General features: G+C 57.8%; 16 protein-coding genes. 6 read left to right on the top strand and 10 right to left on the bottom strand.

Going from position 1 to position 23,542, the window contains the following annotated elements; genetic code table 11:
• Nucleotides 1-18: 18 nt before the first annotated feature.
• From NBV64_RS16595 to NBV64_RS16575, 5 genes are all read right to left on the bottom strand, one after another.
• Nucleotides 19-2,829, bottom strand: a complete 2,811-nt coding sequence (locus NBV64_RS16595) for an autotransporter domain-containing protein (protein ID WP_250756170.1) — start codon at nt 2,827-2,829, stop codon at nt 19-21.
• Between the two features lie 245 nt (nt 2,830-3,074).
• Nucleotides 3,075-5,879 (bottom strand): autotransporter domain-containing protein, encoded by a 2,805-nt coding sequence (locus NBV64_RS16590; RefSeq protein WP_250756169.1) that lies wholly within the window; start codon nt 5,877-5,879, stop codon nt 3,075-3,077.
• 419 nt (nt 5,880-6,298) lie between these two features.
• Nucleotides 6,299-6,793: a HugZ family pyridoxamine 5'-phosphate oxidase gene (locus NBV64_RS16585; protein ID WP_238441735.1), complete on the bottom strand. Its 495-nt coding sequence runs from the start codon at nt 6,791-6,793 to the stop codon at nt 6,299-6,301.
• Nucleotides 6,794-7,087: 294 nt separating this feature from the next.
• Complete coding sequence (locus tag NBV64_RS16580) at nt 7,088-11,029, bottom strand: DUF3683 domain-containing protein (protein ID WP_250756168.1); 3,942 nt, start codon at nt 11,027-11,029, stop codon at nt 7,088-7,090.
• Nucleotides 11,030-11,175: 146 nt separating this feature from the next.
• Nucleotides 11,176-11,718, bottom strand: a complete 543-nt coding sequence (locus tag NBV64_RS16575; protein WP_022983641.1) for a YqaA family protein — start codon at nt 11,716-11,718, stop codon at nt 11,176-11,178.
• Nucleotides 11,719-11,868: 150 nt separating this feature from the next.
• Here NBV64_RS16575 and ilvA point away from each other — a divergent pair, with 150 nt between their 5' ends.
• Nucleotides 11,869-13,377, top strand: coding sequence for a threonine ammonia-lyase, biosynthetic (ilvA, locus tag NBV64_RS16570; protein ID WP_009458682.1), 1,509 nt, complete (start codon nt 11,869-11,871; stop codon nt 13,375-13,377).
• Between the two features lie 280 nt (nt 13,378-13,657).
• Here ilvA and NBV64_RS16565 read toward each other — a convergent pair whose 3' ends face one another.
• The 5 genes from NBV64_RS16565 to phoB form a co-directional block, all read right to left on the bottom strand.
• Nucleotides 13,658-14,671: a 5-oxoprolinase subunit C family protein gene (locus NBV64_RS16565; protein WP_009458684.1), complete on the bottom strand. Its 1,014-nt coding sequence runs from the start codon at nt 14,669-14,671 to the stop codon at nt 13,658-13,660.
• On the bottom strand, nt 14,668-15,366 hold the full coding sequence (pxpB, locus tag NBV64_RS16560; protein ID WP_250756167.1) for a 5-oxoprolinase subunit PxpB: 699 nt from the start codon (nt 15,364-15,366) through the stop codon (nt 14,668-14,670). Before pxpB ends, NBV64_RS16565 begins: the two co-directional genes overlap by 4 nt.
• Before the next feature lie 2 nt (nt 15,367-15,368).
• Entirely contained in the window at nt 15,369-15,800 is a 432-nt protein-coding gene (locus NBV64_RS16555; RefSeq protein ID WP_022983640.1) for a VOC family protein, read from the bottom strand.
• An 80-nt stretch (nt 15,801-15,880) separates the two neighbouring features.
• Entirely contained in the window at nt 15,881-17,179 is a 1,299-nt protein-coding gene (gene phoR, locus NBV64_RS16550) for a phosphate regulon sensor histidine kinase PhoR (protein WP_009458690.1), read from the bottom strand.
• Nucleotides 17,180-17,183: 4 nt separating this feature from the next.
• Nucleotides 17,184-17,894, bottom strand: a complete 711-nt coding sequence (gene phoB, locus NBV64_RS16545; protein WP_250756166.1) for a phosphate regulon transcriptional regulator PhoB — start codon at nt 17,892-17,894, stop codon at nt 17,184-17,186.
• A gap of 257 nt (nt 17,895-18,151) precedes the next feature.
• On the opposite strand from phoB, the gene ubiE reads away from it, so the two are divergent.
• From ubiE to NBV64_RS16520, 5 genes are all read left to right on the top strand, one after another.
• Nucleotides 18,152-18,922: a bifunctional demethylmenaquinone methyltransferase/2-methoxy-6-polyprenyl-1,4-benzoquinol methylase UbiE gene (gene ubiE / locus NBV64_RS16540; RefSeq protein WP_026484476.1), complete on the top strand. Its 771-nt coding sequence runs from the start codon at nt 18,152-18,154 to the stop codon at nt 18,920-18,922.
• Nucleotides 18,923-19,135: 213 nt separating this feature from the next.
• Nucleotides 19,136-20,128 (top strand): Tim44 domain-containing protein, encoded by a 993-nt coding sequence (locus tag NBV64_RS16535; protein WP_009458696.1) that lies wholly within the window; start codon nt 19,136-19,138, stop codon nt 20,126-20,128.
• 180 nt (nt 20,129-20,308) lie between these two features.
• The gene (locus NBV64_RS16530) at nt 20,309-20,938 is read left to right on the top strand and encodes a ubiquinone biosynthesis accessory factor UbiJ (protein ID WP_009458697.1); all 630 of its coding nucleotides are present in this window, start codon (nt 20,309-20,311) and stop codon (nt 20,936-20,938) included.
• Between the two features lie 2 nt (nt 20,939-20,940).
• Entirely contained in the window at nt 20,941-22,497 is a 1,557-nt protein-coding gene (gene ubiB, locus NBV64_RS16525) for a ubiquinone biosynthesis regulatory protein kinase UbiB (protein ID WP_022983639.1), read from the top strand.
• 174 nt (nt 22,498-22,671) lie between these two features.
• Complete coding sequence (locus NBV64_RS16520) at nt 22,672-23,541, top strand: ferritin (RefSeq protein ID WP_026484472.1); 870 nt, start codon at nt 22,672-22,674, stop codon at nt 23,539-23,541.
• The last annotated feature ends 1 nt before the right edge of the window (nt 23,542 follow it).

The raw sequence follows: 23,542 nt of genomic DNA, 5'->3' as shown, positions 1-23,542 counted from the left end.
CGCGCGTGGTCGTAGTGCTTAGAAACGGACCTTCATGAACAGGGAGCCAGCATGGTCCTGATTACGACCAAACTGACCCTGGTAGTTCAAGCCAAAGGAGGTGCTTTTGCCGGCTTTCAGTTCAGCGCCCAATTCGGCGACAGCAGCATTTTTGGCGATAGGCGCGCCGCTGATGCGGAAGTTGTTGCCGGGCAGTGCGGCAAAGGCCAGTTCACGTTCGGGGGTGGTGTCGCCCAGGGCATGACGCCAGCCTAAACCGGCACTCAAGGACAGCGTGGTTTTGGACAGATCCAGTTCCGTGGTGCCACGCAGACCCAGCGTCACGGTGCTCAGGTTCTGGCGTTGCGAGTCTCCGCGCAAGGCTGCCTGACCACCCGATTCGCTAAAGGAGCCGTGACGCAACTGGTGCCAGTTCACGCTGGCGTATGGTTCTACGCTGGAGCGGGGGCTGACGGGCATGCGGTAACCCAGTTGGGCAAAGGCCTGGATGCTGTGCGCTTTGTAATCAGCCTTCAGTGTTTCGTATTGGTGAACAGAGATGGAACGCTCGCTGTCCAGGCTGTGGCGGGTATAAGCACCACCTGCCAGCAGACTCAGACTACCCGAACCCATTTCCCAAGCTTGCGTTCCGTACAGGGCGGCGCTGTAGCTGTTGCTGCGTGAGGTCTGACGGCGGTCGTCCAGCTTGATACGGTTTTCCAGATAGCCCAGAGAGGCACCCATGCGCCAGCCTTGTTCGCCGATGGCGGTATCGCCACCCAGGAACAGGCCGCCCACTTTATGACGAACATCCTGGCTGTTGTCGTCACCGTCCAGATCGCGTTGTTGGTGAATCACTTCGGCCCACAATACAGTGTCTTTACCCGTTGCATTGCGAGCGCTTGAGGCTTGTTTGCCTAAAGTGCGGGGCAAAAGATCCCCGTTGCTTAGCAGGGCGGAGGTCGTACCCGCATGGATTTGGCCTTGCAATTGCTCCATGTAGCCTGCGACCTGTCCGGACTGAGCATTGAGGACCGTGTCGTACAGTTCGGCCATGGTGACCGGCGGTTGATCCGAGCCGGTATCCAGCGCGTTGGCCACGGCTTTCTGGTTCCCCGTATTGGCAAAGGTGGCAAACGGCGTGTCATTGCGCTTGATCATCAAGGACAGGCTGGGGCCGTAGAGCAGCGTTGGCGACAGGAAGGCCATCTCGTAAGTGATGTGACTGTACTGACCTGTCACACCATTAGCTGCACCCAGAAAGGAATAAGCCACATTCTGGCGGTAGGGGCCACCGGCCAGTTTCAGCGTGCCGTCGATATGGGCTGCACCGCCAACCACCAGACGATCTGTTGCGCCTGCGGGGCCCACTTCCAGTTCATGCACCGAACCGGCATGGGCGGTGTAGTCGCCGCTGACGGTCAAGGTGCCAACCGAGTTGCCTGGAGCCAGGGTGCCGTAGTTATCGACTTGAGCGACTGTACCGGCCCCCCCCAAGGTGCCTTCGCGTTCCACTGTGACCGCAGAAGCCAGCGTGCCATTAACGGCCAGGCGACCGCCGCTGATGGTGGTGTCACCGGTATAGCTGTTATTGCCCGTCAGCTCCAGGGAGCCGGAACCGCGCTTGTGCAGGCCGCCGGTGCCACTGATGTCATTGGCGAAGGTGGAGTTGTAGCCTAGCGTGTCTACATCGAACAGGCGGGTGAATTGCCCGGGTCCTTGTACGGCCTTGCCTACATTCATCAGACCCCAGCCGTAAATGCTGGGGTCTCCCAGAGGGGTGGCGGTGGTCAGCAGGGTTTGTTGCAGATGATAGGCGGTGAAGTAGGGGAACGCTTCCTTCACCAGCGCCGCACCGCCCGCGACGTGTGGCGATGCCATGGAGGTGCCACTTTTATAAATATAGCCTCCATCCGAGTTGACGGAGTTAATGCCAGGGGCCCACTGCCCCCCTGGTGCGGTCAAACACCACTCGGCGGAAACACCACATTTATTGGCGTAGACGGCCAAGGAACCATCTTCCCCGACTGCCGTCACGGCCAGCCAGTTGTCTTTCAGTTCGGGAAACCAGTAGGGAGAGCCGGCCAGAAAATCAGGGTGGTCTTGAGACTCATTGCCGGTAGCAAATACCATCAGGGAGCCAGCCTGCGCACTGTTCTTGAAGGACTCAATGATCAGAGGTTGAGCCTCTAGGGCGCTTTGAGCTGAGCCATAGTCCACAATATGGCAGGGTGGGTTATAGGACCTTGAGCAGTCATTGAGCCCCAGACTGCTATTGATAATGGGCAGCTTGAACTGGGCGAGATAGTTCCAGCCATTAGAAAGCATTCGATCTTGAAAGGCCCTTATATCGTCTGGAGTCGGGGTAGTGTCGTCACCACCATCATCATCGTCGTCATCGTCATCGTCATCAGTATTGATGCCGTAGGCAACCGCAAAAAGCTGGCTATTGAAGGCGACGCCGTGCATGCCTGCTTCGTCGCGTCTCGCACCAATGATTCCGGCAACATGGCTCCCGTGTCCGGCAGGGGGCTGAGTATCGACTCCTTGGCCATTGGCGTAGGGGGTATTGTTGGCAAAGTCAAAGCCCCCAGCAATGGCGCCGGCAAACTCAGGGTGATTTGCCTGAATGCCCGAGTCCAGATAACCGACCGTGACGCCTTTGCCGGTAAAGCCCAGCGAATAGGCTTTGGCTGCATTGATCATGTCCAGGCCGGGTTGACGCTTATATTCTTTGGTGTGCCATTGCTCCAGTGAGCTCTCGGAATCGGCATGGACGATGCCAGGTAAAGTCAGGCTTAACAAAGCCATCTGCACCAGCATAGAGGTGTTGCGTTTCTTGTTCGACATGTCTTATCTACTTGGATCTTCTAAGGAGGGTGGCCACTCGTTGTGAAAACCTGCCTTGGAGGTTCTCAAGGCATCTTTAATTTAACGGCATAGCCGTTTAAACCGGCAGTTATGGGCTGCTGTATTGTTGAGGTCGTGTTCTTGTGGGCCCCTGCCATGCACGCGCATCGCAGGGATTTTTGATGGCCGTCTGTTATGCCTGCCGCGGGATTGGCGGAACGCCAAGCCCGCCTCGGGGCCTTAAATCAGAAACGTACCTTCATGAATAGCGAGCCAGCATGGTCCTGATTGCGGCCAAACTGACCCTGGTAGTTCAGACCGAAGGATGTGCTCTTGCCGGCTTTCAGTTCAGCGCCCAATTCGGCCACAGCGGCGTTCTTGGCAATCGGCGCGCCGCTGATGCGGAAGTTGCTACCGGGCAAGGCGGCAAAGGCCAGTTCACGCTCGGGTGTGGTGTCACCCAGGGCATGACGCCAGCCTAAACCGGCGCTCAAGGACAGCGTGGTTTTGGACAAGTCCAGTTCCGTGGTGCCACGCAGACCCAGCGTCACGGTGCTCAGGTTCTGGCGTTGCGAGTCTCCGCGCAAGGCTGCCTGACCACCCGATTCGCTAAAGGAGCCGTGACGCAACTGGTGCCAGTTCACGCTGGCGTATGGTTCTACGCTGGAGCGGGGGCTGACGGGCATGCGGTAACCCAGTTGGGCAAAGGCCTGGATGCTGTGCGCTTTGTAATCAGCCTTCAGTGTTTCGTATTGGTGAACAGAGATGGAACGCTCGCTGTCCAGGCTGTGGCGGGTATAAGCACCACCTGCCAGCAGACTCAGACTACCCGAACCCATTTCCCAAGCTTGCGTTCCGTACAGGGCGGCGCTGTAGCTGTTGCTGCGTGAGGTCTGACGGCGGTCATCCAGCTTGATGCGGTTTTCCAGGTAGCCCAGAGAGGCACCCATGCGCCAGCCTTGTTCGCCGATGGCGGTATCGCCACCCAGGAACAGGCCGCCCACTTTATGACGAACATCCTGGCTGTTGTCGTCACCGTCCAGATCGCGTTGTTGGTGAATCACTTCGGCCCACAATACAGTGTCTTTACCCGTTGCATTGCGAGCGCTTGAGGCTTGTTTGCCTAAAGTGCGGGGCAAAAGATCCCCGTTGCTTAGCAGGGCGGAGGTCGTACCCGCATGGATTTGGCCTTGCAATTGCTCCATGTAGCCTGCGACCTGTCCGGACTGAGCATTGAGGACCGTGTCGTACAGTTCGGCCATGGTGACCGGCGGTTGATCCGAGCCGGTATCCAGCGCGTTGGCCACGGCTTTCTGGTTCCCCGTATTGGCAAAGGTGGCAAACGGCGTGTCATTGCGCTTGATCATCAAGGACAGGCTGGGGCCGTAGAGCAGCGTTGGCGACAGGAAGGCCATCTCGTAAGTGATGTGACTGTACTGACCTGTCACACCATTAGCTGCATCCAGAAAGGAATAAGCCACATTCTGGCGGTAGGGGCCACCGGCCAGTTTCAGCGTGCCGTCGATATGGGCTGCACCGCCAACCACCAGACGATCTGTTGCGCCTGCGGGGCCCACTTCCAGTTCATGCACCGAACCGGCATGGGCGGTGTAGTCGCCGCTGACGGTCAAGGTGCCAACCGAATTACCTGGAGCCAGGGTGCCGTAGTTATCGACTTGAGCGACTGTACCGGCCCCCCCCAAGGTGCCTTCGCGTTCCACTGTGACCGCAGACGCCAGCGTGCCATTGACGGCCAGACGGCCCCCGCTGACGGTGGTGTCACCGGTATAGCTGTTATTGCCCGTCAGCTCCAGGGAGCCGGAACCGCGCTTGTGCAGGCCGCCGGTGCCACTGATGTCATTGGCGAAGGTGGAGTTGTAGCCTAGCGTGTCTACATCGAACAGGCGGGTGAATTGCCCGGGTCCTTGTACGGCCTTGCCTACATTCATCAGACCCCAGCCGTAAATGCTGGGGTCTCCCAGAGGGGTGGCGGTGGTCAGCAGGGTTTGTTGCAGGTGATATGCCGTGAAGTAGGGGAACGCTTCCTTTACTAGCGCCGCACCGCCCGCGACGTGGGGGGAGGCCATGGAGGTGCCGCTAAAGGCGACATAGCCGCCAGAGGATTGGACCGAATTAATCCCTGGATTGTCGTCACCACCGGGGGCGGCCAGACACCACTCGGCTGCTACGCCGCACTTGTTCGCATAGGAGGCTAAAGATCCATCCTCGCCCAGAGCCGTCACGGCCAGCCAGTTATCTTTCAGTTCAGGAAACCAGTAGGGGGAGCCTGCCAGCAGGTCAGGGTGGTCCTGTGATTCATTGCCGGTGGCAAAGACCATCAGGGAGCCTGCGTCTACGCTGTTATGGAAAGCCTCGATCGCCAGTGGCTGCCAATCCAGTACGCCTTCAGGCGAGCCATAGTCCAAGACATTGCAAGGTGGTGGGGAACTGGCATCGTTGCAACCATTGACGCCCAGGCTGCTGTTGATGATGGGCAGTTTGAACTGTGCCAGATAGTTCCAGCCTCGGGAGGCAACGCGGTCAAATGCGGCGGCTTGTTCGCGTGGGTCCGGTTCATAAGGATCGTTGCCAAGCATGTCATCATCATCGTCTTCTCTCGCATCGTAGGCGACCGCAAAGAGCTGACTGTTGAAGGCGACACCGTGCATGCCTTTGCCGTCGCGACGTGCGCCAATAATGCCCGCAACGTGGCTGCCATGACCTGCTGGAGGATCGGCATCTATGCCTTGGCCGTTGGCATAGGGGGTATCCGTGTTGAAGTCAAAGCCACCCGCAATGGCACCCGCAAACTCCGGGTGTTTGGCTTCAATTCCCGAATCCAGATAGCCGACCGTCACGCCTTTGCCTGTAAAGCCCAGTGAGTAGGCTTTGGCCGCATTGATCATGTCCAGGCCAGGCTGGCGTTTGTATTCTTTAGTACGCCATTGCTCCAATGAGCTGTCTGCTTGCGCATGGGTAAGGCCAGGCAAAGTCAGACTTAGCAAGGCCATCTGCACCAGCACATAGGTGCTGCGTTTCTTGTTCGACATCTCTTCCTCTCCTGGGTGTTTTTCTCTGTGTGGCGGCAACGTGTTGCGAGGTCGTGTTGTCGAGTCCTTGCGTGCCATTTAACGTCGTAGCTGTTGAATCTTATAGCGGCCAAATTTACGTTTTGTCATGCTTGGCGTTTGAAACACACGAAAACGGACGAGTGCACCGGAAGGGCAAGGAGAAGGAGTGGCGATTTCTCTGGTCAGAAAGGCGTTTAATGAGTGATCTGTTTTCTTTGTCTGGAAATCAGTTGGTGACGCCTTTGTTGCAGAGTCTGCAACATTTTGGGTGCAGGCCGGGGCTTGTAAGGGGCGAAGGCTTACCTGTTTGTCGTGGTATTAAGGTGCTTTGACGTGGTGAAGGCTGGAGCACAGATCCAGCGCTTCCAAGGCTTGCTGCGATTGCGAACTCGGGGACTTCAACCGGCCACAGGCTCTGCCAGCAAGGCACGCACTAGCTCAGGTTTCAAGGTTCGTGCCGCCGCAAACCCGGCAATATGGCGCACCCTGACCAGATCCAGAGCGAAGAAATGAAAGTCCGTAAAGCTGCTTAGAAATTCCATATCGGGAAAACGGGCGGTATAGGCTCGTTTGGCCTGTTCCCAGTCGGGCTGCTCGCGCTCCAGTTTGCGGGCCTTCATTTGGAAGGTGACGCGGGGCAAGTCATGGACAGCATCCTGGCCATGCTCGCTTTGGCTGACCATCAGGCTGGCATCGGGACGTTGCAGCAAATAACGGGTGTGAGCCGCCATTTCGCTGATGTGGATGATGATGCTGGCTTGTTCGGGGCAGATCGCAAAAGGGACGCGAGAGACCACCGGCAAGCCCTGATTGCTGAGTGTGCCCAAAGACGCAGTGCGTTCGCTGCGGAGCAGGGCCTGCAGGCTGTTTAGCAATGGATCATCAACAGACATAAAGACACCTATTCTGAAAAAGCTTCCATACTGCGGTTGGGACTTCATTCGTCCCTAAGGGAGTTTCCTTGGGCTGCTCCGCAGAAAAATCTCCGCGCAGCCCCTTTGCTTTATTGCTATCCGAGTGGCGCTTCTGGGGGAGGGCCTGGCGATGAATAGCGATCACGCTGAGCTTTCTCCCCACCAAGGGGCATTTTTATCCTGGAGCAGTCCAGCGGTAAAAGATACTTGCTCACCCCTTACAAAACAGGCCGACATAAAGCCGGCCTGTTCAGGGGGAGTGATGCGTTTGGTTTACACCAGAACGCGCTCAATACCACCGTCGTTGGCACGGCGTACGTAGTCCGCCATCCAGTTCTCGCCCAGCATGTGCTTGGCCATTTCCACCACGATGTAATCCGCATCCATCTTGGTTTCGTCCTCGTAGCGGGACAAACCTTGCAGGCAGGACGGACAGGAGGTCAGCACTTTGACTTCGCCCTGGAAACCATCGGCACGGACGGTGTCCTGGTTCTTTTGCAGTTCTTCGTGCTTGCGGAAACGGATTTGCGTGGAAATATCCGGACGCGACACCGCCAGCGTGCCCGACTCGCCACAGCAGCGGTCGGCCTTGATGGTGCTGTCGCCCACCAGGGATTTGACCGTTTTCATGGGGTCTTGCAGCTTCATGGGGCTGTGGCAAGGGTCGTGGTACATGTAGCGCACGCCTTGCACGTCTTCCAGCTTCAAGCCTTTTTCCAGCAGGTATTCGTGGATGTCGATCAGGCGGCAGCCAGGGAAGATCTTGTCGAATTCATAGCCTGCCAGCTGGTCGTAACAGGTACCACAGCTGACCACCACGGTTTTGATATCCAGGTAGTTCAAGGTGGTGGCCATGCGGTGGAAAAGCACGCGGTTGTCGGTGATGATCTTCTCGGCCTTGTCGCTTTGACCGCTGCCGCGCTGCGGGTAGCCACAGCACAGGTAGCCAGGAGGCAGAACCGTCTGCACGCCGACATGCCAGAGCATGGCTTGAGTAGCCAGACCCACTTGCGAGAACAGACGCTCCGAACCACAGCCGGGGAAGTAGAACACGGCTTCCGAATCCACGGAGGTGGCTTCAGGGTTACGGATGATAGGTACGTAATCCGAGTTCTCGATATCCAGCAATTTACGGGCAGTCTGCTTGGGCAGGCCGCCGGGCATCTTGCGGTTGATGAAGTGGATGACCTGTTCGCGGATTGGTGCCTTGCCGATGGTGGCAGGGGGAGCGCTGACCTGTTTGCGAGCAGGGGCAGCCAGCAGATTGTGCACCGCACGCTGGGCCTTATAGCCCACTTCAATCATGGCGGTACGAGTGGCCTTGATGACGCGCGGGTCCTTGGCGTTCAGGAAGAACATGGCCGCAGCCGAGCCCGGATTGAAGGACTTCTTGCCCATGCGGTTCAGTAAGGAGCGCATTTCCATGGACACATCGCCAAAGTCGATGTCCACCGGACAGGGGTTGTAGCACTTGTGGCACAGGGTGCAGTGGTCGCCTACGTCTTCAAACTCTTCCCAATGCTTCAGGCTGATCCCGCGACGTGTTTGCTCTTCGTACAGGAAGGCTTCGATCAGCAGGGAAGTAGCCAGAATCTTGTTGCGGGGCGAGTACAGCAGGTTGGCGCGTGGCACGTGGGTGGCACAGACCGGTTTGCACTTGCCGCAACGCAAGCAATCCTTGATGGCATGGGAGATGGAGCCGATTTCGCTGCGTTGCATGATCAGCGATTCGTGACCCAGCAGGTTGAAGCTGGGGGTCCAGGCGCGGCTCAAGTCCGCACCGGGCATCAGCTTGCCAGCGTTGAAGTGGTTGTTCGGGTCCACTTCGCGCTTGTAGTTCTGGAAAGGCTCCAGCTCTTCTTGAGTCAGGAACTCGTACTTGGTCAAACCAATTCCGTGCTCACCGGAAATCACGCCGTCCAGACCGCGCGCAATTTGCATGATGCGGGCCACGGTGACATTGGCTTGCTGCAGCATGCCGTAGTCGTCCGAGTTCACGGGGATGTTGGTGTGTACGTTACCATCACCGGCGTGCATGTGCAGCGCCACAAACACACGGCTTTTCAGCACGCGGTCGTGAATGGCTTGCAGTTCGGTCAGTACGGCCGCGCAGTCGGCGCCGGGGAAAATATGTTCCAGGTTTTCGCGGATCTCGCTCTTCCAGGAGGTGCGGATCGTGTGATCTTGCAGCAGCTGGAAAATCGAGGTGTTCGGGTCTTCTTGCAGACGGGCCTCGATCGCGGCGCTGTCCAGCGGCACACCAATCTCGGCCAGCTCAGCCTGCGAGTCTTTCAGCGGCTTGTCCAGATTGTCCTGCAGCCACTGCCAGCGCTGGCGCACATCGCGCACGATTTGCAGGGCGTCGTGACGGCGCTCGTCCAGAATCTCTTCGCGGGTGTGCTCGGCGTCGTTGTGATCTTCGATCTTGCCCACGGGCAGATCGCCTTGCAGGAAGTTTTCCAGTTCACGGGTCAAGCGCAGCTTGTTGTCCGTGGACAGTTCAATATTGATGCGTTCGATTTCTTCGGTGTACTCACCCATGCGGCGCAGGGGGATCACCACGTCTTCGTTGATCTTGAAGGCGTTGGTATGGCGGGCAATGGCAGCGGTACGGGCACGGTCGGCCCAGAACTTCTTGCGGGCTTCGGCGCTGACGGCTACAAAGCCTTCACCGGAGCGGCCATTGGCCAGACGTACGACTTCTGAAGCGGCCGTTGCCACGGCATCGGGGTCGTCGCCCACGATGTCGCCAATCAGGACCATCTTGGGCAGACCATCGCGCTTGCTCTTGGTGGCATAGCCCACCGCGCGCAGATAGCGTTCGTCCAAGTGTTCCAGACCGGCCAGAATGGCGCCGATGCGCTTGCCTTCGCCGTTCAGGTAGTCAATGACTTCCACAATGGAGGGCACGGCCTGCTTGGCCTGGCCGAAAAACTCCATACAGACGGTGCGTGTATGCGCCGGCATGCGGTGCAGCACCCAGCGGGCCTGCGTGATCAGGCCGTCACAGCCTTCTTTCTGGATACCGGGCAAACCTGCAAGGAATTTGTCGGTAACGTCTTTACCCAGGCCTTCCTTGCGAAAGCGCCGACCCTCAATGTGCAGGGTTTCGCTGCGCAGCAACTGGGCACCAGGGGCGTAACGGCCATCAAACCATTTGACTTCAAAGTGGGCCATTTCCACGTCGTGGATCTTGCCCATATTGTGTTCAAGACGGGTCACTTCCAGCCAGTTTCCCTGGGCATCGACCATGCGCCACCAGGCGAGGTTATCCAGCGCAGTACCCCACAGCACGGCTTTCTTGCCGCCCGCGTTCATGGCGATATTGCCGCCCACACAGGAGGCATCGGCCGAGGTCGGGTCTACCGCAAACACGGCACCGGCGGCTTCGGCAGCGTCAGCCACACGACGGGTCACCACGCCAGCACCGGTCAGAATGGTGGTGACGGGCTCGGACATGCCGGGCAACGTGGTTTGTTCAGGCTTGCCAATGGCATCCAGCTTTTCGGTGTTGATGACAACCGAGCGCCAGCTAAGTGGAATGGCACCGCCGGTGTAACCGGTACCACCCCCACGCGGGATGATGGTCAGCTTCAGTTCGATACAGGCGCGCACCAGGGCGGCCATCTCGTTTTCGTGATCGGGGGTGAGCACGACAAAGGGATATTCCACACGCCAGTCGGTGGCGTCAGTGACGTGCGAGACGCGCGACAGGCCATCAAACTTGATGTTGTCCTTGGCGGTCAGGCGCGACAGGGAGCGCACAATTTTCTGGCGCAGCTCGCGGGTATCGGTAAATTCTTGTTCAAACGCGGCTACTGCACCCCGAGCAGCGTGCAACAGGCGCAGAACCTTGGCATCGCGATCGGGCACGGCGCTGTCGCGGCGCTGGTCAATCTCGTTCAAGCGATGGTTCAGGGCCTCGATCAGTTGATGCTGGCGCTTGGGATTGTCCAGCAGATCGTCCTGCAGATAGGGGTTGCGCTTGACGACCCAGATATCACCCAGCACTTCAAACAACATGCGTGCGGAGCGGCCGGTGCGGCGTTCGGAGCGGAGCTCGGACAGCTTTTCCCAGGCCTCTTCACCCAGCAGTCGCAGGATAATTTCCCGGTCTGAGTACGAAGTGTAGTTGTAGGGGATTTCACGCAGGCGCGGCGTGTCGTTGTTGCGTGCCTGGGCAGCCAGGTGCTTGCTTGCAATGGGGGCGTTCATGGCGATAGTTGGCAAGGCCCGTCAAGGGCGGCTCAGCGAGGAGCAGATAGGCAAAAGACAAGTGTATACGAATCGTAGCCGGGCTGCCCCCTTACTACAGGGCCAAGTCAGGGTTAAGGGGGTGTTTGCGGCCAGTTTGCTGCAAATTACCAACCCAATTTGGGGAAAATCCACAGCAGACCAGCGGTCATGGTGGTATAGCGCGCCAGTTTTCCCACCGCCATGTAAAACACGCTGGGCCAAAATGGCAGGCGTAGCCAACCGGCTACGGCACACAGGGGGTCGCCTACCACGGGTAGCCAGGACAAGAGCAGGGCGGGCGGTCCCATGCGGGTCAGCCAGCGCCGCCCCAGCTCGTGCCAGCGGCCTGCGGCCTTGTTCTTGGGAGTTGCGCCGTCTTCTGTGTGTTGCGGGTGCTTCTCGCGCCAGGCTTCGTAGGCTTTCTCGGCGCCCAGACCCATGGCATAGCTGATGGCCCCACCTGCCGTATTACCCACAGTGGCAACCAGCACGGCGGGCCAGAACATATGTGGAGCCAGATTGATATAGGCGAATACGGCGGGTTCCGAACCCAGGGGGAGCAGGGTAGCCGAGACCAGGCTGATGATGAAAATGGCGCTCAAGCCCACTTCGGGCAGAGATAGGGCGGCCAAGAGCCACGAAATAAGATCAGAGATCCAGGCTTGCATAAGTAATGTGGACGGGTTTTGTAGGGAGTAATGGACGCCAGTTAGGGCATCCGCCTATGGTATTCTGTTTTTCTTTTCCGGTGAGCGGTCTCAGGCAGGGGCCTGCGGCTGGCCTTGGTGGCAAAACCGGTTGTTACTAAAAGCTGAGTCATGTCGAACGATTACCTAAAGCGCATTCTGACCTCGAAAGTGTACGATGTTGCCATCGAAACACCACTTGAACCCGCTCCCCAGGTATCGGCACGAATTAGTAACACGGTCCTGCTCAAGCGCGAAGACTATCAGCCTGTTTTTAGCTTCAAGCTGCGCGGTGCCTATAACAAGATGGCCAATCTGTCGGCCGCAGAATTAAAACGGGGTGTATTGGCCGCTTCGGCGGGTAACCACGCGCAAGGCGTGGCCATGGCAGCGCGCAAGCTGGGTTGCCGTGCCGTTATCGTCATGCCAACCACCACCCCGCAAGTAAAAATTGATGGTGTACGTAATCTGGGCGGCGAAGTGGTCCTGGTGGGCGAGAGCTATTCGGATTCCTACCAGCACGCTCTGGAACTGCAAAAGAACGAAGGCCTGACCTTTGTGCACCCTTTTGACGATCCTGATGTGATCGCCGGGCAGGGCACGGTGGCCATGGAAATTCTGCAACAGCACCCCGGCCCGATTGAAGCGGTCTTTGTCGCGATTGGCGGCGGCGGTCTGGCGGCGGGCGTCGCCACTTACATCAAGTCCTTGCGTCCTGAAATCAAAGTAATCGGCGTGCAGACCGAAGACTCCTGTGCCATGGTGCGCAGTATCAAGGCCGGTCGTCGTGTGAATTTGTCGGACGTGGGCCTGTTCTCTGACGGGACTGCCGTCAAGCAGGTGGGCTCCGAAACTTTCCGTCTGGTGCGTCAGTATGTGGATGATTTTGTCATCGTGGATACGGATGCGATTTGTGCGGCTATCAAAGATGTGTTTCAGGACTCGCGTAGCGTGCTGGAACCGGCTGGTGCCTTGGCTTTGGCGGGTGCCAAGCGCTACGCTGCTCAAAACAAGCTCAAGAACAAGACCCTGATTGCGGTCACGTCCGGCGCGAACATGAACTTTGACCGTATGCGCATGGTGGCGGACCGTGCAGATGTGGGCCAGGCTCGTGAAGCTTTGTTTGCCTTGACGATCCCCGAGGCAAAAGGCAGCTTCCGCCGCCTGTGCGATGCCCTGGGCACCCGCTCGGTGACGGAGTTCAACTACCGCATGTCCAATCCTGAAAAGGCGCACGTCTTTGTGGGTATGTCGATTTCCTCCGAAGCGGAGATCGAAAAGCTGGAAGAGCGTTTCGTAAAGAAAGGCTTTGGCACTTTGAATCTGACGGGTAACGAGCTGGCCAAGACCCATGTGCGTCATATGGTGGGTGGGGTGTCCAGTCAGGCTACGGACGAAGTCCTGCTGCGGTTCGAGTTTCCAGAGCGTCCTGGTGCTTTGCGTAAATTCCTGTCCAGCATGAATCAGGACTGGAATATCAGCTTGTTCCATTACCGTAATCAGGGTGATGACTACGGTCGCATTCTGATCGGTATCCAGGTCCCGTCTTCCGATAAAAAGGAATTCAAGGCTTTCCTGGGCAATCTGGGCTACCCGCACTGGGACGAAACGGATAACCCGGCTTACAAGCTGTTTTTGTAAGTCTATGGAGGGCGCACGGCATTCGCTGTCTTGCCTCAGACCAAATGAAAACACCTCGCTTGGAAAAGCGAGGTGTTTTTTTATTGGGGCTTGAATGTGGTGGCTGTCGTTGGAGCCGTATTGAGCCTGGGAGCCAGGAGCAGTGGGTGTCTGCTCCTGAGTTCGTCATGGGGGATTGGTTCAAGCCGCCTTACTGCCTTTGCGGCCTGATGGGCCGTTTGGCCATACGAATGTGCGATAAGGCCAGATGCCCGTTAGTACGGTGGCGACTTAACAAGCTCTATGTCACACACTGTTTTAGAGCCTGCCGCAACGGCTCCAGGCTGTCATTCAGACGTGCGAAAGCCTGTTCCTGACGGGCAGCCAGTGCATGGGCCTGTTCTACCGTCACCACTTCAAAGCCCAGATTCTGACCGGGCAAACGCTGGGCAACTTGAGCCAGATCCACGCTGATGACTTGTCCGATGCGTGGATAGCCGCCTGTAGTTTGCCGGTCTGCCATCAACACAATGGGCTGGCCATCGTTGGGGACTTGAATCGTGCCAAAGCAGGTGGGGGCGGACAGCAGTTCTTTTGGCGACTTGCGCTGCAAGGGCTGGCCTTCCAGGCGATAGCCCATGCGCTCTGAGGCCGGGCTGATGCGGTAGCTTTGGCCTTGGAACAATTCCAGCGATTCGTCGGTAAACAAATCGGCCTGATCCAGCATGACGCGCAGGCGTTCCCGTGGAGCCAGGGCCAGGGCGGCGGGCATGTAAATGCGCAGCTCATCCAGCTCGGCTTGCAGACTGTTCAAGGTCGTTTCGTCATTGGGTAGTGGTCGAGCCAATGCGATCTGGTCGCCTTTCTTCAAGGCGCGGCCTTCAAAACCACCCAGGCCAACGCGCATGTGGGTGCTTTGACTGCCCAGCAGGGATTCGACCTGAAAACCGCCGTAAACAGACAGGTAGCTACGGGCACCTTGGCCGGGTTTGGCGGACTGCATCGTCAGGGCTTGTCCGGCACGTGCCAGAGTAGGGCGCAGGACTGCTACGGGTTGGCCGTCCAGGCTGGCATTCATATCTGCGCCGGTCAGGACAAACAGGGCAGCTTCGTCAAAGCGCAGGCTGGGGCCTTGTACGGTAATTTCCAGGCTGGCCAGATCCTGGTCGGTGGTATTGCCTGCTAGCAAATGGGCCAGTCTGTGGGCGCGTTCATCCATGGCACCGCTGGGCGAAACCCCCAGGTGCTGGTGTCCATAACGGCCTCGGTCTTGCAGGCTGCTCATCATGCCTGGTTTGAGGATATGCACCGTCATGCGGGTGTCCAGTGATCAAACTGCTCGTGAGGCAGAGGCACAAAGCGCACTTGGTCGCCGGGGGCGAGCAGGGCGGCGGGCGAGCGCCGGGCATCAAACAAATTAACTGGCGAGCGGCCAATAAGATGCCAACCGCCGGGGGATTCGTTGGGGTAAATAATGGTTTGCTGGTTCGCAATGGCGACCGAGCCTTTGGGCAGCACAGTGCGTGGTGTGGCGCGGCGCGGCACATTCAGTTGCTCGGGCAAGATGCCCATATAGGGAGCGCCGGGGGCAAAGCCCACCATGAATACCAGTTGCACCTGGCTGCTGTGCAGTTCGATGACTTGTTCCTGGCTTAGCCCCAATTGCTCGGCAATGGCAGGCAGGTCCGGACCGAAGAGGCCGCCGTAGCACACGGGAACATCTACCAGTGCGCCGGGAGCGGCCTGGTCCTGGCTGGCATCCAGCTCGACCAGGGCTTGGTGAACATAGTCGTGCAAACGAGCAAGCTGGTCGCTGCTGCCATCCGGGTAAAAGTGGATGGCGACTGCGGTAAAGCTGGGGACTAGATCACGGACACAGGCGGGCGCCTGATCGCGCAGCAAGCGGGCGGCGCGGGTACAGCGCAAGCCGGTGTCCAGAGAAAGCGGGCCGCTGAACTGTACTAGCAAACAGCGGTCGCCTTGCTCGTTAAGTTGCCAGGATTTGTGCATCTTTATTTGGCGAAAAGCGAATCCAGGCTGTTGAAGGCCTTGAACTCCAGGGCGTTGCCCGAAGGGTCCATGAAGAACATGGTGGCCTGTTCGCCGGGCTCGCCCTTGAAACGGATATAAGGTTCGATAACGAATTTGGTGCCAGCGGCCACCAGCTTGTCAGCCAGGGTCTGCCAGGTGGGCATGTCCAGCACGACGCCAAAGTGGCGCACGGGCACATTATGGGCATCCACCGCGCTGGTGGCGTTGCTGCCACACTCTGAAGGGGCCAGATGAGCCACGATCTGGTGGCCGTAGAAGTTGAAGTCAATCCACTGGTCCGAGGATCGGCCTTCGGGACAGCCCAGTGTCTGTCCGTAGAACTGGCGTGCAACGGCCAGATCATGGACCGGAAAAGCCAGGTGGAAAGGGCGCAGCTCGTTGGTATGGGACATGCTTGGCTCCTGTGCGGCATAAGGCCGCCAACGTGGTCTTCAGAGCCGTTTATTGTAGGGCCAATATGGCCCCACATGTTCTAGCTGTCCTGGAGTCGAACCCGGCTCTTGGGGAAACGCAACATAAATACGCTGCCCACACCCAGACGGCTCTGGATTTGCAGGTCGGCGTTATGTCGCACGATGATGTGTTTGGTGATGGCCAGGCCCAGACCCGTACCGCCGGTGGAGCGGGAACGGCCCTTGTCTACGCGGTAAAAGCGTTCGGTCAGGCGGGGAATATCCTGGGCGGCAATACCGATGCCCGTGTCTTGCACCGAATAACAGGCCTCGCCATTGTCATTCAGATACCAGCGCACGGTGATGGTGCCATCCTTGGGGGTATAGCGCACCGCGTTGGTAATCAGGTTGGAGACAGCCGAGCTCAGTTCGGTTTCCATGCCCTGAATGGCAATGCGAGGGTCCAGATCTGTGACAAAGCTGTGCTGGCCGCCAGAAATAGCCTCGCCTTGTTTCAGCGCGCTTTCAATCAACTGGCTGACCTGTACCGTCTCCCCTTCCACTGTGGGTGAGGATTCCAGCGTGGATAAGGTCAGCAAGTCGGACACAATCGACTGCATGTGGCGAGTCTGCTCCAGCATCATCTGCTCGTAGCGTTGACGCTGTTCCAAAGGCAAGCTTTCGGGCGGCATGTCCTGCAGGGTTTCCAGAAAACCCAGCAAGACGGTAAGCGGTGTGCGCAGTTCATGGGAGACATTGGCCACAAAGTCCTTGCGGGTAGTCTCCAGCATTTCCACCTGGGTGACATCACGCGTCACGATCAGGAACTGGCCCAGGCCATAAGGGGTTAATTGCAGCAGCAAGGAGCGCTCACGTCCGTCTTTGCTCAGATGCAGCAGCAAAGGGCCATCCCATTGAGGCTGACGGGCGTAACGAGAAAACTCGGGTTCGCGCAGGATATTGAAGATGCTGTGATGGCGGTCCGTGGCCAGATTCAGGCCTATGTGCTCACAGGCGGTCTGGTTGCACCATTGCAGTTCCATCTCCCCATTCAGGGTAATGGCACCGTCGGGCAGGGCCTCGGCGGCCATCATGATGCCGTCTACGTAACGATTCAGATCCTGAATTTCCTGGCGATCACGGCGCAGTTGGCGGTAGATGGGAGCCAGAATGGCGTCCCAGGGGCCAACTGCGGGGGGCGGAGGATCATTCAGGTTGCGGGTCCAGCGTTCAACGCGGGAAAGCTGCAGGGTGCTGATGACAACCAGCAATAACAGGCCACCACAAAACAAGGCCAGACCGGTGAATGGCCCTAGCCACCAGCCGATCAAGCTGCCCAACAGGGCCCAGATAACAATAGACGTAAATATGCTGAACATGGGATCAGGCGGTCGGCGCCTTTTCCAGTGGGGAAAGGGCAAAACGATAGCCCGAGCCACGAATCGTTTCAATATGTTTGTCGTGTCCGCTAGGCTCCAGCGCCTTGCGCAAGCGACGAATGTGCACGTCTACCGTACGTTCTTCTACAAATACATGGTCGCCCCACACCTGGTCCAGCAACTGGGAGCGGGTGAATACGCGCTCGGTGTGTGTCATGAAAAAATGCAGCAGACGGAACTCGGTAGGCCCGATGGTCAGCGCCATGCCCTGGCTGGACAGACGGTGCGTGCTGGGGTCCAGCTGCAGGGTGCCGATGGAGATCACATCGTCAGTTAGCTGGGGAGCGCGGCGGCGCAATACGGCCTTGATGCGGGCAATCAGTTCTTTGGGCGAGAAAGGCTTGGTGATGTAATCGTCCGCACCGGCTTCCAGGCCATCGACCTTGTCCTGTTCCGAGCCTTTGGCGGTCAGCATGATGACCGGAATATGACGGGTACGTTCGTCCGAGCGCAGTTTGCGGGCCAGATTGATGCCCGAGGAGCCGGGCAGCATCCAGTCCACCAGAATCAAATCAGGCAGTTCCGCGCGAATGAGGATCTGGGCTTGTTCGGCATCGAAGGCGCGCAGCACTTTATGGCCGGCAAAAGACAGATTGACAGAGATCAGTTCCTGGATCGCAGGCTCATCTTCCACGACTAATATGCTTGTACTCATTGTTAGCTTCAGACTGGTCCGATAAAAAATAATAGAGGGTCAGGCTGGCTGTCTGTATTGTGCTTGGGCGCGGGGCCTGCTGTTGCCATCAGGCGGCTCAAGGGCAATACGGCAGGCGCTTCAAATCCCTGACTGCACGTAATAGCGCCATCATATGGCGTTAATGTTTCAGGTTTGTGAACGTGTAAAAAAGGGGAGCACTCAGCGAGCCGGATTTTCGTTTCTGTACCGGGAAATCTGCGTTACGATTATGCACTATGGAAAAACAGCGTCCTCAAACCTCCTCCGCCCAGAACGCCGATACGCACTTCGGTTTTCAAACCGTGGCCGAAAACGAAAAAGCGGGCAAAGTAGCCCAGGTTTTTCATTCGGTGGCTAACAACTACGACATTATGAACGATCTGATGTCGGGCGGCCTGCACCGTATCTGGAAAGCCTTCACGATTGGTCGCGCAGCAGTGCGTCCCGGCATGAAAGTGCTGGATATTGCCGCGGGTACGGGTGATTTGACCAAGACTTTTGCGCGTCAGGCCGGTGCGGACGGCGAGGTCTGGCATACCGATATCAATAGCTCCATGCTGCGCGTGGGTCGTGATCGCTTGCAGGACAAGGGCATCATCACGCCCGTTACGGTCTGTGATGCCGAGCACCTGCCTTTCCCTGACGGCTATTTTGATCGCGTCTCGGTGGCCTTTGGCTTGCGCAACATGACGCACAAGGATCGCGCACTGGCTGAAATGAAGCGGGTGTTGCGTCCGGGCGGCAAATTGCTGGTGCTGGAGTTTTCCCGCGTGGCCAAGCCTTTGCAGGCCCCGTATGACTGGTATTCCTTCAATATCCTGCCCCGTATTGGCAAGTTTGTTGCCAAGGACGAGGAAAGCTACCGCTATCTGGCTGAATCCATTCGCATGCACCCCGATCAGGAAACTCTGGCCGACATGATGCGCGAAGTGGGTCTGGAGCGCGTGCAGTATTTCAATCTGACAGCCGGCGTAGCCGCGCTGCACGAAGGCATCCGCCTGGATTGATGCCAGGCGTTCCCTCTCTATATACAGCGGCACCTTCTGGTGCCGTTCGTTTTTTGTCTGTAATGAACGGTAAAAAAAACATGGTGCATGAGAACTTGTCATGTTAATGTTCAGCTTATCGTAAGTTTTCTTGAATAATCGACTGGGATGGCATGGCCGGGGGCGTCAAAACCCTGTGTGTTAAGCGCTTGTTCTGGTCAGGAGTTTGTGACTATGTCTGGACGGCTTTCTCGTTATTTCATGGCCGCTGTATTGGCTTTTAGCACCGGCGCCTTGCTGACCGTTTCTTATGATGCGGAAGCACGACGCATGGGTGGTGGCTCCAGTTTTGGCCGCCAATCCTCCAACATTACCAGCAACCGCTCGGCAGCGACGCCTCCTGCTGCAGCGAATAACGCGACTCGCTCGGCTACGCCTGCTGCGGGTGCCGCTGCTGCCGGTACGGCTGCGGCTGGTACCGCTGCCAAGTCGGGCATGTCCCGCTTCCTGGGCCCGATCGCCGGTATCGCCGCTGGTCTGGGTATTGCCGCCTTGCTGTCCAGCATGGGTCTGGGCGGTGCTTTCCTGGAAATGATGTCCAGCCTCTTGTTGATCGGTCTGGTGGTCTTCGCCGTTCTGTTCATCGTGCGTCGTCTGCGTGGCTCGGCTGCTCGTCCTGCCATGCAACAAGCCGGTGGTCAGTCCATGATGCGCAATGCTGATCCTGCTCCCAGCCCATGGAAGCAGCCCCAAGCTGCGCCAGCACCTATGCCTGCTGCCGCTCCAGCTGCTCAGCCCGCTGCTGCCGCCGCTGTTCCAGCGCCGCCAGTAGACGAGAGCTGGTTCATCCCCGGTGATTTCGACACGCCTACGTTCCTGGCCAATGCCAAGACCCAGTTCGTGGAAATCCAGAAGCTGTGGGACAAGGGCGACGTGGAGCAACTGCGTACCTTCCTGACCGACGACCTGCTCAAGGAAGCCGCTCCTCAAATCGCTCAGCGCCAAGGCGAGAACGTGACTCAAGTGGTACTGCTCAATGCAGAGCTGCTGGGTATTGAAAAAGTAGCCGACGGCCACCTGGCCAGCGTGCGCTACTCCGGTATGCTGCGTGAAGAAGTGGGTGCAGAGGCTTTCCGCTTTGAGGAAGTCTGGAATCTGTTCAAGGCCGACGGCGCAGGCTGGCTGCTGGCTGGTATTCAGCAGATCCCGGTTGACCCCAACGCTTGATCTTTACCTATACAGACAGCCGCCTTCTTACCCAGGCGGCTGTTCTGTTATGAGCGCTCCCGTTTCGCTGTGATCCCATCTGCCCGTGTTCCTGTCGCCCTGTACATCCGGCCGTGTCTGTGTCGGGTTAAACTGGCTGTTTTAATTGGACTGGTTTACTTGCCCCGGCAGTAGACTTGCATGGACATGCTTGGTATCCCTTCATTCCTAGAACCTGGCGCCGTGGGCGTGCGTTTGCTCAATGCCTTGCTTGATCGCGAGGATTGGGCGCGTGAGCGTTTGCGCAGCCATGCAGGTAAAACCGTGTCGCTGATTGTGGGCCGTTTGCAACTGGTCTACACCATCAGCTCTCAAGGAAAGCTGGAGCAGGGCCATCCTGCCGTCGTGCCGGATGTCACGTTGACACTGCCTCAGGACAAGCTACCTGAACTGCCACAAATTCTTCAAGACGGTGATTTCAGCCGTGTCGCCCAGTTAATGCATGTGCAAGGCGAGGCTGGGCTGGCCAATCTGGTGTCGGACCTGGCGGCCAATCTGCGCTGGGATGCCGAGCATGATCTGGCCAAAATTGTGGGTGATGTCATGGCGGTGCGTCTGTTCAGCGGGGCGCGCCGGGCCGTTTCCGGTTTGCGGGATCTGGGCCAGCGTTTGGCAGGCAATGCCAGCGAATACTTGACTGAAGAAAGTGCTTTACTGGTTACCCGCCCCGAACTGGAACGGATGCGCGAGCAATCGGCTGGTTTGGTCCAACGTCTGGACGAACTGGACCAGCGTTTGAAGCGTCTTGACGCGCGTCGGCGGGAGTCCTGAGCATGTTCTCCTTGTGTCGTCTGCTGACCATTTTGCTGGTTGTATTCCGTTATCGCCTGGACGAGCTGGTGCTATCGAGCATCCGCCACCCTTGGGCATCACGTATGTTGCGCATTGTGCGCCTGGGTCGCAAACCCAAGCTGCCACGTGGCGTACGTTTACGGCTGGCCCTGGAAAGTCTGGGGCCCATCTTCGTTAAATTCGGCCAGGTGCTCTCCACTCGCCGGGATTTGATCCCGCTGGATATTGCCGAGCAACTGGCTTTGCTGCAGGACCGGGTGCCGCCATTCCCTTCGGAGGTGGCGGAAGCCACAATTCAGAAGGCCCTGGGTGCTTCGCCTTACGAACTGTTCCAGAAGTTTGATCGCGAACCCATCGCTTCGGCGTCGATTGCGCAGGTTCACTTTGCCGAGCTGCATAATGGCCGCGAAGTGGCGGTGAAGGTATTGCGTCCCGGTATGCGTGAAGTCATCCATAAAGACTTGCGTCTGATGCGCGTGCTGGCTGCGTTCATGGAACGGCTGGGCCCGGATGCCCGTCGTCTGAAACCGCGCGAAGTGGTGGCCGAGTTCGACAAGTACCTGAACGACGAGCTGGACCTGATACGCGAAGCCTCCAACTGCAGTCAGCTACGCCGCAACTTCACCAAAGATGTAGAGCGTACCCAGCTTTTGATCGTGCCTGAAGTGCATTGGGACTATTGCGCCTCGACCGTGTTCACCATGGACCGCATGAAGGGCATCCCGGTCAACCAGATTGATCGCCTGCGCGCCGCCAATGTGGATTTGAAGGATCTGGCCCGCAAAGGGGTAGAAATTTTCTTCACCCAGGTGTTTACCGACGGTTTTTTCCATGCCGACATGCACCCCGGCAATATTTATGTCTCGGATGCACCGGAGAGCTTGGGCCGTTATATTGCCCTGGACTTTGGCATTGTGGGTTCGCTGTCCGAGTTCGACAAAAACTATCTGGCGCAAAACTTCCTGGCTTTTTTCCGGCGCGATTACCGCCGGGTGGCTCAATTGCACATCGAGTCCGGCTGGGTGCCACCTGAAACCCGTGAAGAGGAGCTGGAAGGCTCGGTACGCGCGGTATGTGAACCGTATTTTGATCGGCCCTTGTCCGAGATCTCCCTGGGGCAAGTGCTGTTGCGCCTGTTCCAGACCTCGCGCCGGTTCAATGTAGAAATTCAGCCGCAGCTGGTGCTGCTGCAGAAAACCCTTCTGAATGTGGAAGGGATGGGGCGGGATCTGGATCCGGAGCTGGATCTGTGGGATACCGCCAAACCTTATCTGGAAAAGTGGATGTACCAGCGTATTGGTCCATCGGGCTTTTATTCGCGTTTGAAACAGGAAGCAGGGCAGTGGGCCCAGATCATGCCGCAGCTTCCGCGTCTGGTGTATTCCGCTTTGAATAGGCCAGAGACAGGGCAGGCGTTGAACCAGGAACTCAAGCTGCTGCGCCAGTCGCAGCAGCAGACCAACCGATTATTGACTGCCTTATGCGCTGTATTGGCGGTTGCGGTCGGGGTGGCCATCTGGGCTTTGGTGGGGCGATAAGTGTGACGACCCCGCAACGCGTCAGTTTTTTTGTGGCTGACATATTTCTGATAACTGCAGGTTCTACGATAGACGCAGGTCCGCCAGCTGATTGCTAAGCTGGCGCTTTCCGGCGCCTTCCGGACGGTGAATGGCCGCCCTCAAGGAACCGCTTGATTCTTTTTAGGAATCGTTATGCTTTACCATGACTTATTTAAATCCATGGAAGCGGTGCGCTGGAATTTTGCGCATGACATACCGTGGGATGACTTTGATGGCAGCAAGCTCACAGACGAGCAAGCCTACACCATCAAAATGAACGCCATTACCGAGTGGGCAGCCTTGCCTGCTACCGAAATGTTCCTGCGTGACAATAAAGATGACAGCGATTTTTGCGCCTTTATGTCCGTGTGGTTCTTTGAAGAACAAAAGCACTCGCTGGTTCTGATCGAATACCTGCGCCGTTTCCGCCCCGAGCTGATGCCTACCGAGGAAGAACTGCACAAAGTGCGTTTTGACTTCGATCCGGCCCCGGCCATGGAAACGTTGATGCTGCACTTTTGCGGTGAAGTGCGCCTGAACCACTGGTATCGCCGTGCTGCCGACTGGCACACCGAGCCTGTGATCAAGGCCATCTACAAGATCGTGGCTCAGGATGAAGCCCGTCACGCCGGTGCTTACTTGCGCTACATGAAGCGTGCCCTGGTGCACAAGGGCCAGGAATTTGGCCTGCAAGCCCGTCTGGCTTTCTCCAAGATTGGTGTTCTGATGGCTTCTGCTCATCGCACAGCACAGGCGTTGCACCCCACCAACTTGCACGTGAACAAAGCCATGTTCCCGGAAGACACCGTGCAGTCCAAGCTGCCATCGCCTGGCTGGTTGGAAAACTGGCTGGATACGCAGATTCGTTTCGACAAGGAATGGGAGCACAAGGTCAGCTCGCGCATCTTGCACAATATGTCGCTGCTGATGGGTAGCTCGTTCGAGACCGTGCAGGAATTGAACCGCTACCGCAAGGATCTGGCACGTCAGGTCGGCTCTGATTCGACGCTGGTGCAGGCTTGAT

Origin of the sequence: Alcaligenes sp. DN25, from assembly GCF_023674485.1 — a bacterium.
GTDB lineage: Bacteria > Pseudomonadota > Gammaproteobacteria > Burkholderiales > Burkholderiaceae_B > Alcaligenes > Alcaligenes phenolicus.
This window is presented reverse-complemented; position numbering and strand designations above follow the sequence as displayed.